Raw genomic sequence first — 13,840 nt, 5'->3', positions numbered from 1 at the left:
TAGCAGGGTCGGCATTATTGTTCTGCACGTGGAGCTCCGGCGAGACGTGCAAGCATCATGACGCAGATTATTCGATATCTCGCAATCGACACGCGCACCCGGATTCTGGCTGAGCGGCTATGGGGCTTGCTCGACGAGCCGAGTGACCTCGTCATCGCGGCGCTCGTCGTCACACTCGAAAAATACGTGGCCGTCGACATGGCGCTCACCCTTTCAAGCTATTCCGACCGGTTCGTCGGCTGAGCTGGTTCGGTGCCGGATTCCCGTACTTGTTTTCACAATCACTTTTGAAAGGACCAGACCATGACGGACCTGCCCGCCCGCGCCACCTCCGATCAGCACGCCCAGGCGAGACTGCGCTTCATGGGAATCGCGCCACGCACGGGGGAGCTGTTGCGGGAGTTCTGGGCCATTGCCGAGCCGGCCGTTCCGCGCATTCTCGACGGTTTCTACCGGCACGTAACCAGTGAGCCTCAGCTAGCCCGATTGATCGGCAACGATATTCCCAGGCTGAAATCAGCCCAGGGCACGCATTGGGCGCGGTTGTTCAACGGGCGGTTCGATGACGAATACCTGAAGGGGGTCCGTGCCATTGGCATGGTCCACAACAAGATCGGCCTGGAGCCGCGTTGGTACATTGGTGGATACAATTTTGTTCTGAACCAGCTCGTGGCACTCGCCACGCGGCGCTATCGCTGGAGACAAAGGCGTCTCTGCGAGATCTTGAGCGCGGTGAATTGCGCCGTGATGCTCGACATGGAAATCGCCATCTCCGTCTACCAGGAGGCAATGCTTGCCGAGCGGGAAAGGCGGCAGGAGAAGGTCCACGCTGCGATCCGCAGCTTTGATTCCCGGATGAAGAGGGTATTGGACACCGTCGATGGTTCGGCGGACAGTCTCCAGAGCGCAGCCAATGCCCTGGCGGCAAGCTCCTCGCAATCGACCCAGCAGTCCGGCGCGGTGGCGGCAGCTTCGGAAGAAGCATCGACGAATGTGCAGGCGGTTGCCGCATCCACCGAGCAACTGACCTCGTCAATTCAGGAGATCGGCCGTCAGGTGTCCGACTCGACGAAGATCGTCCGGATTGCGGTCGAGCAGTCAGCGCGATCCGGCGACACAGTCCAGAGCCTTGCGAAGGCGGCGCAGCGGATCGGCGACGTGGTTGAGCTGATCAGTACAATCGCGGGACAGACTAACTTGCTTGCTCTCAATGCCACGATCGAAGCCGCGCGAGCCGGGGAGGCCGGGCGCGGCTTCGCTGTCGTTGCCTCCGAAGTCAAGGCCTTGGCGGAGCAGACGGCGAAGGCTACTGGCGAAATCGGAGAGCAGATTCTCTCGATTCAGGGCGCAACCAGGGGCGCGGTGGCGGCGATACAGGATATCGGCCGCACCATCGGCTCCGTCAGCGAGATCGCTACCGTCGTAGCGGCGGCCGTGGAAGAGCAGGGCGTTGCGACCGCCGAGATCGCGCGAAATATCCAGCAGGCGGCCCAGGGCACGCAGGAGGTATCCACCAATATCACCGGGGTGAGCCAAGCCGCCACTGAAACTCGGCAGACAGCGGCAAGACTCCTGGGGGCGTCCGAAGAGCTCTCGGTGCAGGCTGCGGCGCTTCGGTCGGAGGTGGAAACGTTCTTTGCCGAAATTCGAGCAGCCTAGCAGCATTCAAAAGTCTGGCGGCACAAATGACTCAACCAACGATTGATTTCGGGGTCGGCGGACGCGCGCCGAAGCGCGAGGTGAACTGGGAGCAACTGCTCCACACCGCCATCGAAAGCAGCTCTCATGGCCTGTGTGTCTTCGACTGGCGATCCAGGCTGGTGATAGCTAATGAACAGCACCGCAGCCTCTATTCACTGAGGTCTTCGGAGGTCTCGCCGGGGCGCCCCGCTGAGGATGTTTTCATAAGCCGCCATGCCCGGGTGGTCGGGGCGAAGGCAAATGACCAATTGGCCGGCTATCTGGCGGCCATAGGTCGGCGCGAAGCGTTCGGCACCACCTATGAATTGCAAGACGGGTCGTTCGTCGAGCTCGATATGCATCCGATGTCAGACGGTGGCTTCGTCGAACGGCACCGCGATGTTACCGAGCTTCGCCTCGCAATGGTCCGGGCCGAAGAAGCGAGGCAGGAACTGATCGAGAGGCAGTACGCAATCGACCAGGCCGTCATTGTCGCGATCACGGACGTCCGCGGCAACATCACCTACGCCAACGATCGGTTTTGCGAGATCAGCGGGTACAATCGGGAGGAGCTGGTTGGAAGCAACCACCGTCTCCTGAAATCGGGGGTTCATTCATCGCAGGTTTTTCGCCAGATGTACCGTTGCCTCGCCCTAGGAGGCGTCTGGCGGGGCGAGCTGTGCAACAGGGCCAAAAGTGGGGAGCTCTACTGGGTCGACACCGTGATCACGCCCCAGCTTGGTCCTGACGGGAAGCCGGTTGCCTACATGGCGATCCGGGTCGATATTACTGCCCGAAAGAAGGCCGAAGCGCAGCTCAGTCATGCGGCCCGCCATGATGCGTTGACCGGTCTTCTGAACCGCGCTGCTCTCCTGGACGATCTTTCGGAACGGCTATCCCGAGCACAGGCAAGACGGCAGCAGCTGATCATTTACTTGCTTGATCTCGACGGCTTCAAGCATGTGAATGACACGCTCGGTCATGCCGCCGGCGATGCATTGCTCAAGCAGCTAAGCGGACGTCTTGTCTCGGTTGTTCCAGAAACTGCCCTGATCGCACGTCTGGGGGGTGACGAATTCGCCATCGTGCAGACCAGCTCCACCGACGAGCGTAAACAGACCGAGGCGCTCGCGATCGATCTGCTGCAGGCGATCGCCATACCGTTCTCGATAGAGTCGCAGGAGGCCTCGGTCGGCGTCAGCATCGGAATCTCGATTGCACCATTGCATGGCGTTACGGTTCCAGAGCTGCTCTACAAGGCCGACTTGGCTCTGTATCGAGTCAAATCGGACGGACGCAGCGGATTTCATGTCTTTGAGGATGAAATGCGCAGCCGCGCGCAAGACCGCAATCGGCTCGTCAATGAGCTCCGTGCTTCGGTTGCGCGCGGCGAGTTCGAGCTCCACTATCAACCTATCTGCGAGGCCGAATCCCTGCGGCCGCGCAGCGCGGAAGCGCTGCTGCGATGGCGCCATCCCACGCGAGGCTTGCTTTATCCAGATGAGTTCATCGGAGTTGCCGAAGATAGCGGGCTAATGGAGGCATTGGGACGTTGGACCCTGGAAAGGGCGTGCGCAGACGCCGCATCGTGGCCCGCAGAGCTTAGGGTTGCGGTCAATTTGTCTCCGGCTCAATTCCGGGGAGGGCTGCTGTTCGACTCCATCATCGGCGTGCTGATGAAAACCGGCCTTCCGCCGCATCGGCTCGAGCTCGAAGTGACGGAATCAATGCTGCTGCAGGACAGAGAGGAGAATCTCCTGTTGTTTCGCCGGTTGAAGGACCTTGGAATAACCTTTGCCCTAGATGACTTCGGCGTCGGCTATGCCTCGCTGGGTTCGGTCGTCTCATTTCCGTTCGACAAGCTCAAGATCGACCGCTCGTTTACGAGCGAGCTGCCGGGCAAGCCGGCGAGCAGGGCGGTCGTCGCATCCATCATGACATTGGCCCGCGGCCTCGATGTGGAGGTCACGGCGGAAGGTGTCGAAACGATGGAGCAGCTTGCGTATTTGCGGGGTCAAGGAATCGATTCGGTGCAGGGCTATCTGCTGGGCAGGCCTGCGCCATTCGGCCCGCTGGAGCGGGCGAGCGCGGCTGTCGGATGCAAGCCGGGCTTGTGAACCGGCGCATGGTTGACCGTCAGCTGCCTGATCCTGACATCATGCCCCTGTTTTGCCCGACGGATCAAGCCTTTTTTCGTAAAAATCGAAAAAATCGCAGTGGCGTCAATGCGTCGGCTACTGTGCATGGGGTTGTTTTTCGAGATGAAGGCAGAACCGGATAGCTACGGCACAACCAGCTTCTTGCGGATCGCATAGCGGACCAGTTCGGCCGTTGACGACATTCCGAGCTTGCGCATCGCCGAGGCGCGATGGGTCTCGACCGTCTTCACGCTCAGCTTCAGAACAACGCCGATGGATCTGTTGGTATGCCCTTCCGCAATCAATTGGACGATGCTTTGCTCGCGCGACGTTAGCAGCATGCCCGACTTGCCCTGCTTGTTGAGCTGGTAGTCGTGCAGGAGCTTCTCCACTAGGGCGCTGGTAAAATAGGGTCTTCCGTCGAGCAGCGCCTCGATCGCGAAAATGAGGTGCTTCTTGGCATCCGACTTGAACAAAAAGCCGCGGACGCCGGCCAGAACCGCTTCCGTCAGCAGCTCCTCGTCCTCGTGCATCGTCAAGATCAACACTTCCGTACGCTGATGGAGCGCCCTGAGACGGCGACTGACCTCCAGTCCGTTGATGAGCGGCATCGAGTAGTCGACGATCACGATGTCCGGCCTCGCCTCCAAGGCCAACGCAATGGCCTGCTCGCCATTGCTCGCTTCGCCCGCAACAATCCAGTTCGGCTGCATTTCAACGATTGCGCGCAGCCCGGAGCGCACGACTTCATGATCATCCGCAATCAAGATGCGTTTCACGGGCGTCGTTCTCGTTGTTTCGGCCACAATCCAGTAGATGACCGGCGGCGGCAAAGTCGAACGATCCTATCGATCGCACATTGCAGGATTATCCTACAAAACCCTGAGATGCTTCTGCGAAGTTACTCAGCTGGCGCCCTCGCTCGCGACACTCCGGGGCCAATGCGCCCTCACGCCTCGACCAGCGACGCGCGCACGGCGTATCGGACCAGGCCGGCAGTTGAATTCACGTCCAGCTTGCGCATGGCCGCCGCCCGATGCGCCTCCGTCGTCTTGACACTGAGGTTCAGGACCGTGCTGATGCTTTTGTTGCTGTAACCTTCCGCAACCAGCTTGACGACGAGCTGCTCGCGCGGAGTGAGCCCGTGGGACTGGTCGGCATTGCCGCACGATGTCCGGTTCGTTCCACTCGGGCAACTCACGCTGCAGAATCGCCTATGCACCAGAAGCGATTCGACGGCTGCCAGAAGCAATCTGTTTGCGTCCGATTTGACCAGGAACGCGCGTGCACCGGCCTCGAACGCCTGCTCCGCAAGCAGGCCGGAATTGTGCACCGTGAAGATCAGGACTTCCGTCGGCAACGGATATTCCCTGATCCGCCGCGCAACCTCCACGCCCGTCATTCGCGGCATCGAAAAATCCACGATCGCGACATGCGGCTGGCTCTCGATTGCCGCGCTCAACACCTTGCCGCCGTCGCTCACTTCGGCGACCACTTCCCAATCCGTTCGCTGCTCGAGCACTGCTCGCAAACCTGATCGCACGGCTTCATGATCATCAGCGATAAGGAAACGCTTCATGTCCGAGTACTCCGGGGTGATTCACACGGCGGCCCGGCTTGAATGGCTCTATTCTCGCCTGCCATCGGTGTTCAGTGTTCTTGTTCCCTCACAGTGCTCTCGTAGCTCCACGTATCACGGTGCCCGCCTTTCGCGAGTTGCGCCTGTTCGGCGTCAGACCGTGCGGAAACACGGCGCGAAGTATCGTGCCGGAGCGGTGTGCCGTCGTATCGGAGTAGATCTCGAGCGAACCTCCGATTTGCTGAAGTCTCGCTTTCATCGCGGGAATTCCAACGCCGATCGATATCGGCGTCGCTCCCGGCCCGGCGCGGTCGGCTCGAAACCCGCGCCCGTTGTCGCTGATCGTCAGCCTAAGTTCGCTCTCGGCCACATCAAGGACGATACCCACTTCCGTCGCCTTCGCGTGACGGAACACGTTCGTGAGGCCCTCCTGAACGACCCGCAGGATCGAGCGCTGCTTTTCGTAAGGCAGCAGATCGACCTCTGGGGCGATTCTGGTCGTGACCCGTAGCGACGTGCGCGCCGCGAAACCATCCGCGTAATGCTCGACCGTGGCCTTCAGCCTCTCCAGCGTCAGATTCTGCGGATGCAGCAGATAGGCAAAGGCGCGAATTTCCCGGAGCGCTTCGTCGATCGACGCGTCGATTTCCTGGCAAATCCGCTCGGTCGCGGCCGGATCGCAAAGGCTCCGCCGGATCCGCATCAGGCCGAGGCTCGCAGCGATCAAATGCTGGCATGTCGAATCGTGCAGATCGGAAGCAATCCGCTGCTGGATATCCTCCTGGATGGACGCCAAATTGAAAATCGGATGATCCAGGTCGCTGGGGGAAGAGCGATGTGGCTTCACGGCACGCACTCACTTCTCCGGTGACGCTCCACACCGAATTTCAATATCGAGCGTCTCCTACCTGCCCGACTGGGCGTAGCGGACGAATGCGCGCGCCCGTAGGGCACGACTGTTATACACCGTTAGGTTGCGGGTACAAACAAGTTGCACTGCTGCAGGGTCGAGTTCTCAAATCTGTGAAGGCCGACAGGTTCGAGTATGCAGTTTGTGCCGCAGTCGGACAGTGATTCAAATACGATGCAATAGATGTGCAAGCGCTGCGAATGGCCCTCGCGAACCATGCGCGGAGGCCCACGCTTCGCTGTTACGATCGGGACTCGATTTGAGTTCCATCTCGCCCAAAGCGGCGTTCGGCCGTGGCACGCCGGCCACGGCCGGTCCTCACGCGATCCGCCTAGTAGTCCACCGCGTCCCTGGTGATCGGGCAGGTCATGCAGTGTCCGCCTCCGCGGCCCCGTCCCAACTCGGCGCCGACGATGGTGATCACCTCGATCCCCTCCTTGCGCAGCAGCGTGTTGGTATAGGTGTTGCGATCATAGGCGAACACGACGCCTGGTGAGGCGCAAACCAGGTTAGCTCCGCTGTCCCACTGCGTTCGCTCGCGCATATAGGCGTTGCCGCCCGTCTCGACGACGCGCAGCCTCTTCAGGCCGAGCGATCCGGCCACGACCTCTACGAACGGCTTCTCGTCTTTCCGCAGTTCGATGCCGGTGGCATTGGCGGCCGGACGATAGGAGTACGCCGTGATGTTGTTGACGATGTCGGGATAAAGCAGCACGCAATCGCGGTCGGCGAAGGTGAACACGGTGTCGAGATGCATCGCAGCGCGCAACTTCGGCATGGCGGCGACGATGACGCGCTCGGCCGCCTTCTGCTTGAACAGAGCCGCAGCGAGCTGGCTGATCGCCTGACGCGAGGTGCGCTCGCTCAAGCCGATCAGCACATTACCCTTGCCGATCGGCATCACGTCGCCGCCTTCGAGTGTGGCCAGTCCGTGATCCCTGGTCGGATCGCCCCACCAGACATTCACCTTTCCGGCGAAATCCGGGTGGAACTTGTAGATCGCCGTCGTGAGGATCGGCTCTTCGTGGCGCGCAGGCCAATAGAGCGAGTTGAGCGTGACCCCGCCGTAGATCCAGCAGGTCGTATCCCGCGTGTACAGCGTGTTCGGCAATGGCGGCAGCAGATATTCGGTCATGCCTGCCGCTTCGCGGACCAGCTTGAGCGTCTCACCGCCATGTGCGTCCGGGAAATCATGCGTCGACACGCCGCCGATCAGGGTCTCCGCAAGGTCGCGCGGCTTGAGGCCTTCGAGGTAGGAGCGAAGCTCGTCGACGAGACCAAGGCCGACCTGATCGGGAACGACCTGGTTGTCGAGAATCCACTTCCTGGCCTCGGGGATCGCGACCGTCTCCGCCAGCAGGTTGTGCATCTCGACGACGTCGACGCCGCGGTCGCGCATCTTCTGCACGAAGTCGAAATGATCGCGCTTCGCGTTTTCCACCCATAACACATCGTCAAACAGCAGGGTGTCGCAATTCGACGGCGTGAGACGCTGATGGGCGCGGCCGGGCGAGCAGACCATCACCTTCCTCAATTGCCCGACCTCCGAATGGACACCAAAGCGAATCGAAGTGGCCGAGTTCTGATTTGCCATGGGAACTCTCCCGGGAGTTTTGCTGCCTAGATCGTAATGTAGCCAGTGGCCAATCCGTGGATTCCGACAGCCGCGCCGACGGCAGCTGCGATGAAGATGCCCCACTCGACAGCTGTGAAGACCTTCGCCTTCCGTTCCAGGCGCGCCCAGAAATACAGGGCCGTCCCGGGCGCGTAGAGGATCAGCGACAGCAGCAGAAACTTCATCCCGGCGGAGTAGATCAGGAACAGCGTGTAGATGAAGGCGATGCCGGCGAAGATCGTGTCGCGCGTTCGCTCACTGCCGCTCTTCTCATAGGTCTGGCCCCGCCTGACGAGCAGAAGCCCGTAGGCTGCGACCAGGAAGAATGGAATCAGTGACATCACGCTGGTCAGATTGAGCATCAGCGCGAACGCATCCTGCGACCAATAGGTGCTGATGACGAAGAGCTGAACGATCACATTCGTCAGCCACAGCGCCGCGGCCGGGACCTTGTTCGCATTCTCCGTTCCGAACAGGGCTGGCATGTCCCTGGTCCGGCCGGCCGCCGAAAGCACCTCGGCACAGATCAGCGACCATGCAAGATAGGCCCCCAGCACCGAGACGAGCAGCCCGATGCTGACGAAGACGGCGCCCCAATGCCCGACCACCGCCTCGAGCACGGTCGCCATGGACGGCTGGCGCATGTCGGCGATGTCCGCGCGTGGAAGCACCGCGTAAGGCAGCATGGTGACGAGCACCATGAGACTGGTGACGACCACAAAGCCCAAAATCGTCGCCGCGCCGACGTGGGATCGCTCCTTGGCGTAGCGTGAATAGACGCTGGCGCCCTCGATCCCGAGAAACACGAACACGGTGACCAGCATGGTCGCACGGATCTGGTCAAACAGACTCTTGTCCGGCATACCTTCGCCGCCCCAGAAATTGGCGCGGAACGTGTCGTATTTGAACGCGAACGCGAGAATGACGATGAAGATCAGGATCGGCACGATCTTCGCAATCGTGACAATGGTGTTGATGGCCGCGGCTTGCTGCACACCACGCAGGATCATGAAGTGAAACAGCCATATCCCGACCGATGCCACGATGATCGCGACGATCGTGTTGCCGTCGCCAAACACGGGAAAGAACGCGCCCAGCGTCGACTTGATCAGGACCCAGTAGGACACGTTGCCGATGCAGCTACCGATCCAGTACCCAAAGGCCGATAAGAAGCCGGGATAGTCGCCAAACCCCGCCTTGGCATAGGCGTAGACGCCGGCATCGAGCTCGGGCTTTCGCTCGGCCAGTGTCTGGAACACCCGCGCGAGGGTGTACATGCCGCCACCGGCAATGCACCAGGCAAAGATGGCGCCGAACGGGCCGGTGGCGATGCCGAAGGTGCGGGGCAACGAGAAGATGCCCGAGCCGACCATCGAGCCGACCACCATCGCGGTCAACGCGAAGAGAGAAAGCTTTTGGATTGACGGCGTCCCAGTCATGGGGAGACCTCGCGACACGAGGGGTGCGCTACATCCCGGCCGATTGACTTGCCCGGTCGTTGCACCATGCGCCTTGGGCACAGCCCGGAATATCGGGTGATCACCTAGTCGAGGGCCGGGATTTCCCTCGCCGGAAACGACGGCTCAAGACGGGGACGGTGCGGGAGCGCTGGTGCGTTCCTTCTCGCCGAAGCAGGCCACGTACATTGTCGGCAGCAGGACCAAGGTCAGGACGGTCGCAACCAGCAGGCCGCCCATGATTGCAACAGCCATCGGCCCCCAGAATACGGTTGGAGCAATCGGAATCATGCCTAGAACGGTCGATATCGCCGTCAGCATGATCGGGCGGAAGCGGGAACTGCTGGCATCTACCGCCGCCTCCCAGGGGCTCTTGCCCTGGGCGCGCTCCGCATCGATCTGGCCAATCAGGATCACGGCGTTCTTGCAGATCATGCCAAGCAAAGCGAGAATGCCCAGAATCGTCACAAAGCCCAGCGGTCTGCCGGAGAGCAACAGGGCCGCAACGACGCCGACCATTCCGAGCGGCGCCACGCTTGCGACCATCAACAGCCGTGGAAAGCTCTGCAACTGGACCATCAGAACCGTGACCATGACGAACAGCATCATGGGCACCACGGCGAGCACGGATGCCTGCGATTTCCGGCTTTCTTCCACGGTCCCGCCGACAGCCACATCGTAAGAAGCCGGCAGCGTCTTCCTCAACTGTTCGATGGCTTGCGACAGAGCACCCACCACCGAATTCGGCAATGATCCGTCGCTGATGGCGGCACGCACTGTCAGCGTGGGAACGCGGTCGCGTCGCCAGATCAGCGGGTATTGCTGTTGAAATTCGAATGTCGCAAACTGGCTGAGCGATACTGTCGTTCCACCAGGCAGCGGCACCTGAAGCGTCCGCAGATTGGACAGCGACATGCGCTGTTCATCGACTGCACGGGCTACCACGTCGACGAGATAGACGTCGTCGCGAACCTGGGTGACGGTTGCGCCCGAAATCACGGTGTTCAGCACGGTCGATATCGCCTGCGAGCTCAGCCCGAGACGACGCGCCTCATCTTGATCGACGTGAATGCGCAGCTCGCGCTCCGGCGCCATCCAATCGAAATTGATGCTTGTGGTGCGGGGATCGGAGGCGACGATTTGCCCGACCTTGAGGGCGAGCTCACGTACCTGCTCGAGATCGGGTCCACTCACGCGATATTGCAAAGGCCATCCGACCGGCGGGCCGAGGCCGAGAGGTGAAACCGACGCGACCGCAGCCGGAAAGTCCTCAGCGAGCAGACGCTCCAGCTTCACATGCAGGCGCTCGCGCGCTGCAACGTCCTTTGCCACGACGACCGCTTGCGTGAAGAAATCGTTCGGAAGCTCTGCATTGAGAGGAAGATAGAAGCGGATTGCACCACGCCCCACATTGGTGCTCCAGTGATGGACATCGGGGTCGCTGGCCAGAGCCGCATCCAGACGCTTCGCTGCCGTCTCGCTGGCAAAGATCGATGCATTCTGTGGCAGGCTGAGATCCACAAGCAGTTCGGGCCGGTCGGACGACGGAAAGAACTGTTGCGGTATCAACGGAAGCGCAAGAACGGAGGCGACGAAGAGCGCCAGCGAGATCGCGATCGTCAACCACTTCGCCCGCATCGCCAGGATCAGGCAACTCCGGTAAAAACGGAATATCCTGCCGGGCGCAGCGGAGATCCTCTCTGGCGGTGGAACAAGAATGAGCACGCCCAGCAGCGGCGTGAAGATCACGGCAACGAGCCACGACACGAGGAGCGCGATCGCGACCACGGCAAACAGCGAAAACGTATATTCGCCGGCCGAACTCGCGGCAAAACCAACCGGAATGAACCCCGCGATTGTCACCAGCGTTCCGGCCAGCATGGCAAAGGCATGGCTACGATAGGCAAACGTCGCGGCGTCGATCTTGCTGTCGCCTTGCGCCAGCCGGTTGAGCGTTGCGTCCGTCGTCGTCATCGCGTCGTCGACCAACAGCGCGAGCGCGATGATCAGCGCTCCCAGCGATATCCGTTGCATGTCGATGCGGGCGATCTCCATGATCGGAAATACGATGGCCAGCGTCAACGGGATGGCAAGCGCGATGATGAGGCCGGGACGGATTCCGAGGCTGACGAAGCTCACCACCATGATGATGGCGATGGCCTGCAGGAGCGACGTCATGAATTCGCCGATCGCGCCTCGGACCACCACGGCCTGGTCAGCGACGAGGCTCGGCTCGATTCCGATCGGGAGGTCGGCGGTGATCTGCCCCATCACGGTCTTGATGTTCCTGCCGAGTGCAAGAATATCGCCGCCATCGCGCATGGCGACGGCAAGCCCAATGGCAGGCTGGCCATTGACCCGGAACATCGGTTGCGGCGGGTCGAGATAGCCCCGTCGTACCTGCGCGATGTCGCTCAGGCGAAGCGTGCGACCGCCTGCGACGAAGTTGACGGCGGCGATGTCCTGCTCCGATTGAAATCTGCCCGAAACCCTGATGGAGATGCTTTCCTTGCCGGTCTGGATCGTGCCGGCCGGACGGACGATATTTTGTGCTTGCAGCGCGGCGAGCAGGGCGGCCCGATCGATGCCCAGAGTGGCAAGTTCCTGCTTGGAGAATTCGACGAAAATCACCTCATCCTGTGCGCCAATCAGTTCAATCTTCGACACGTCCGGGATGCGAAGCAATCGGGAGCGGATATCCTCGACATGGTCGCGCAACTCCCGCTGGGTGAAGCCATCGCTGGTAAAGCCGTAGACGATGCCGAACGTGTCACCGAAATCGTCATTGAAGCCCGGGCCGATAACTCCTGAGGGCAGGGTGTGGCTGATATCGCCGATGCTCTTCCTCACCTCGTACCAGGCATCGGAAACCTGCCTTGCGTTCGCGCTTCCTTTCAGGTTGACGAAGATCGTGACGAGCCCTGCCCGGGTGGAGCTGCGCAGGAAGTCCAGATGGGGCGTCTGCTGCAACTGACGCTCGAGCCGTTCCGTCACCTGCTTCATGGTCTCTTCGGCCGTCGCCCCCGGCCAGGCCGCCTGAACCACCATGGTCTTGATGATGAACGAGGGATCCTCGTTTCGACCAAGCCGGAAATACGCCAGGCTCCCGGTGATCACGGCAATCATCATGACATAGACGACGAGCGAGCGATGCCTGAGCGCCCATTCGGAGAGGTTGAGCCCGGTCATGGCTCTGACCCGAGCACGCGCACCTTCTGGCCCGGATGCAGGGCCTGAACGCCCGCGGTGACGATGATCTCTCCGGCATCCAATCCTTGCGAGACGGTCACCTGTGCCTGGTCGAAGCGCAGGATTTCAACGTTGCGTGCAGTCACGAGGTTCGTCGACGGATCGACGATCCACACGGCCGGCTGATGATTGATCCGTGTCAACGCGGTCGCCGGTATCTCGATCGTCGGCCCGGAGCTGATTTCGACTCGCCCGTTCACCGTCGCGCCGAGCCGCATCGCTGCCGGCGGATCGCTCAAGCCGACCTTGACCTCGAACGTGCGGGTGACGGCATCGGCTTGCGCTGCGATCTGGCGAATACGGCCTTTTGCCGTAATGCTGGGGTCGTCCGTCAGGCTGACCGTGACCTGCACGCCGGCCGGCGCCGATCTGACCATCTGAGCCGGGATGTCGAAGACGGCGTCGCGGCCGTCCTGTCGGGCGATCCTCGCTATCATCTGGCCGGCCTGAACGACCTCTCCGGCGGGTGGTCCGGTCGCGATGATCTTGCCCGCCGCGTCGGCTCGCAGTTCGGTGAAGCTGACGAGATCGTGCGCGGAATTTAGCTGTGCCTCGGCTGCCTCGACCTGCGACTGGGCCGTCTGTCGCGCTTGCGTTGCCGCCTCGAAATTAGCGCGCGTGGTCCACCCCTGCGCCAGGAGTGTCTCCTGGCGTTCGTAATGGTTGCGCGCCTGCGTCAACTGGCCCTGTGCCGCGGAAAGGGCCGCCTTCGCCTGCCGCAAAGTGTTCAGCTCGTTCTGCGGCTCCAGTTGAGCCAGCAACTGGCCGGCCTCAACCCTGTCGCCAAGCTTGATGTCGTTCGCAAGGAGGCGTCCCGAAATCCGGAAGGCGACGCTGACTTCGTCCTCGGCCTCCACGCGACCGGTGAAGGTCAAGGGCTCGAGGCTCTCGCGCTTCTCGATGGTCGTGGTTCGAACCGGACGCGGCGGTGATTCCTTGGTTTCCGTGTCGCGTCCACACGCAGCCAGGATCAGCGCGGATGCGGCGGCCATCAGGATCGGTGCAAACACTTGTCGAGCTGTCGTTCGGCGGCCGCACATCATCAGCAGCCCTTCAAGTTGCGGAAATGTTGCCGTGCGGGCTCTCCTGGGTGGGGGATTCCGCGGGTTCGCCCATCGGTAGCTTTGCCCAAGGGATCGGCCGCACACATCGGTAAATCTACCCGGTGTGGCTGGATGCAATCGCGGCGGCCATGAACCTGGAAGAACAACG

At 61.3% G+C, this 13,840-nt stretch carries 10 protein-coding genes; 3 read left to right on the top strand and 7 right to left on the bottom strand.

The features are described 5' to 3' along the window. Positions 1 to 57: 57 nt before the first annotated feature. Genes HYH07_RS03480 through HYH07_RS03470 form a run of 3 tightly spaced genes read left to right on the top strand, consistent with a single transcriptional unit; the run spans position 58 to position 3,797 of the window. Complete coding sequence (locus HYH07_RS03480) at positions 58 to 243, top strand: hypothetical protein (protein ID WP_220001137.1); 186 nt, start codon at positions 58 to 60, stop codon at positions 241 to 243. A 60-nt stretch (positions 244 to 303) separates the two neighbouring features. Then, entirely contained in the window at positions 304 to 1,659 is a 1,356-nt protein-coding gene (locus HYH07_RS03475) for a globin-coupled sensor protein (RefSeq protein ID WP_220001136.1), read from the top strand. Between the two features lie 26 nt (positions 1,660 to 1,685). Beyond that, complete coding sequence (locus tag HYH07_RS03470; protein ID WP_220001135.1) at positions 1,686 to 3,797, top strand: bifunctional diguanylate cyclase/phosphodiesterase; 2,112 nt, start codon at positions 1,686 to 1,688, stop codon at positions 3,795 to 3,797. A gap of 164 nt (positions 3,798 to 3,961) precedes the next feature. On the opposite strand, the gene HYH07_RS03465 is transcribed toward HYH07_RS03470, so the two are convergent. From HYH07_RS03465 to HYH07_RS03435, 7 genes are all read right to left on the bottom strand, one after another. After that, positions 3,962 to 4,597, bottom strand: coding sequence for a response regulator transcription factor (locus HYH07_RS03465; RefSeq protein WP_220001220.1), 636 nt, complete (start codon positions 4,595 to 4,597; stop codon positions 3,962 to 3,964). Positions 4,598 to 4,767: 170 nt separating this feature from the next. Beyond that, positions 4,768 to 5,397, bottom strand: a complete 630-nt coding sequence (locus HYH07_RS03460; protein ID WP_220001134.1) for a response regulator transcription factor — start codon at positions 5,395 to 5,397, stop codon at positions 4,768 to 4,770. Positions 5,398 to 5,485: 88 nt separating this feature from the next. Continuing rightward, positions 5,486 to 6,244, bottom strand: a complete 759-nt coding sequence (locus tag HYH07_RS03455) for a histidine kinase (RefSeq protein ID WP_312016630.1) — start codon at positions 6,242 to 6,244, stop codon at positions 5,486 to 5,488. Between the two features lie 394 nt (positions 6,245 to 6,638). Continuing rightward, on the bottom strand, positions 6,639 to 7,901 hold the full coding sequence (arcA, locus tag HYH07_RS03450; RefSeq protein WP_220001132.1) for an arginine deiminase: 1,263 nt from the start codon (positions 7,899 to 7,901) through the stop codon (positions 6,639 to 6,641). A 26-nt stretch (positions 7,902 to 7,927) separates the two neighbouring features. Continuing rightward, positions 7,928 to 9,361, bottom strand: a complete 1,434-nt coding sequence (locus HYH07_RS03445) for a basic amino acid/polyamine antiporter (protein ID WP_220001131.1) — start codon at positions 9,359 to 9,361, stop codon at positions 7,928 to 7,930. A gap of 144 nt (positions 9,362 to 9,505) precedes the next feature. Next, positions 9,506 to 12,568, bottom strand: coding sequence for an efflux RND transporter permease subunit (locus HYH07_RS03440; protein WP_220001130.1), 3,063 nt, complete (start codon positions 12,566 to 12,568; stop codon positions 9,506 to 9,508). Then, positions 12,565 to 13,668 carry an efflux RND transporter periplasmic adaptor subunit gene (locus HYH07_RS03435; protein ID WP_220001219.1) on the bottom strand — a complete coding sequence of 368 codons (1,104 nt, stop codon included), beginning with the start codon at positions 13,666 to 13,668 and terminating at the stop codon, positions 12,565 to 12,567. Before HYH07_RS03435 ends, HYH07_RS03440 begins: the two co-directional genes overlap by 4 nt. Positions 13,669 to 13,840 lie beyond the last annotated feature (172 nt).

The organism is Bradyrhizobium sp. BR 10261, assembly GCF_019455395.1.
GTDB lineage: Bacteria > Pseudomonadota > Alphaproteobacteria > Rhizobiales > Xanthobacteraceae > Bradyrhizobium > Bradyrhizobium manausense.
Note: the sequence above shows the minus strand (reverse complement) of the source record. Positions and strands in the feature narration are given on the sequence as shown.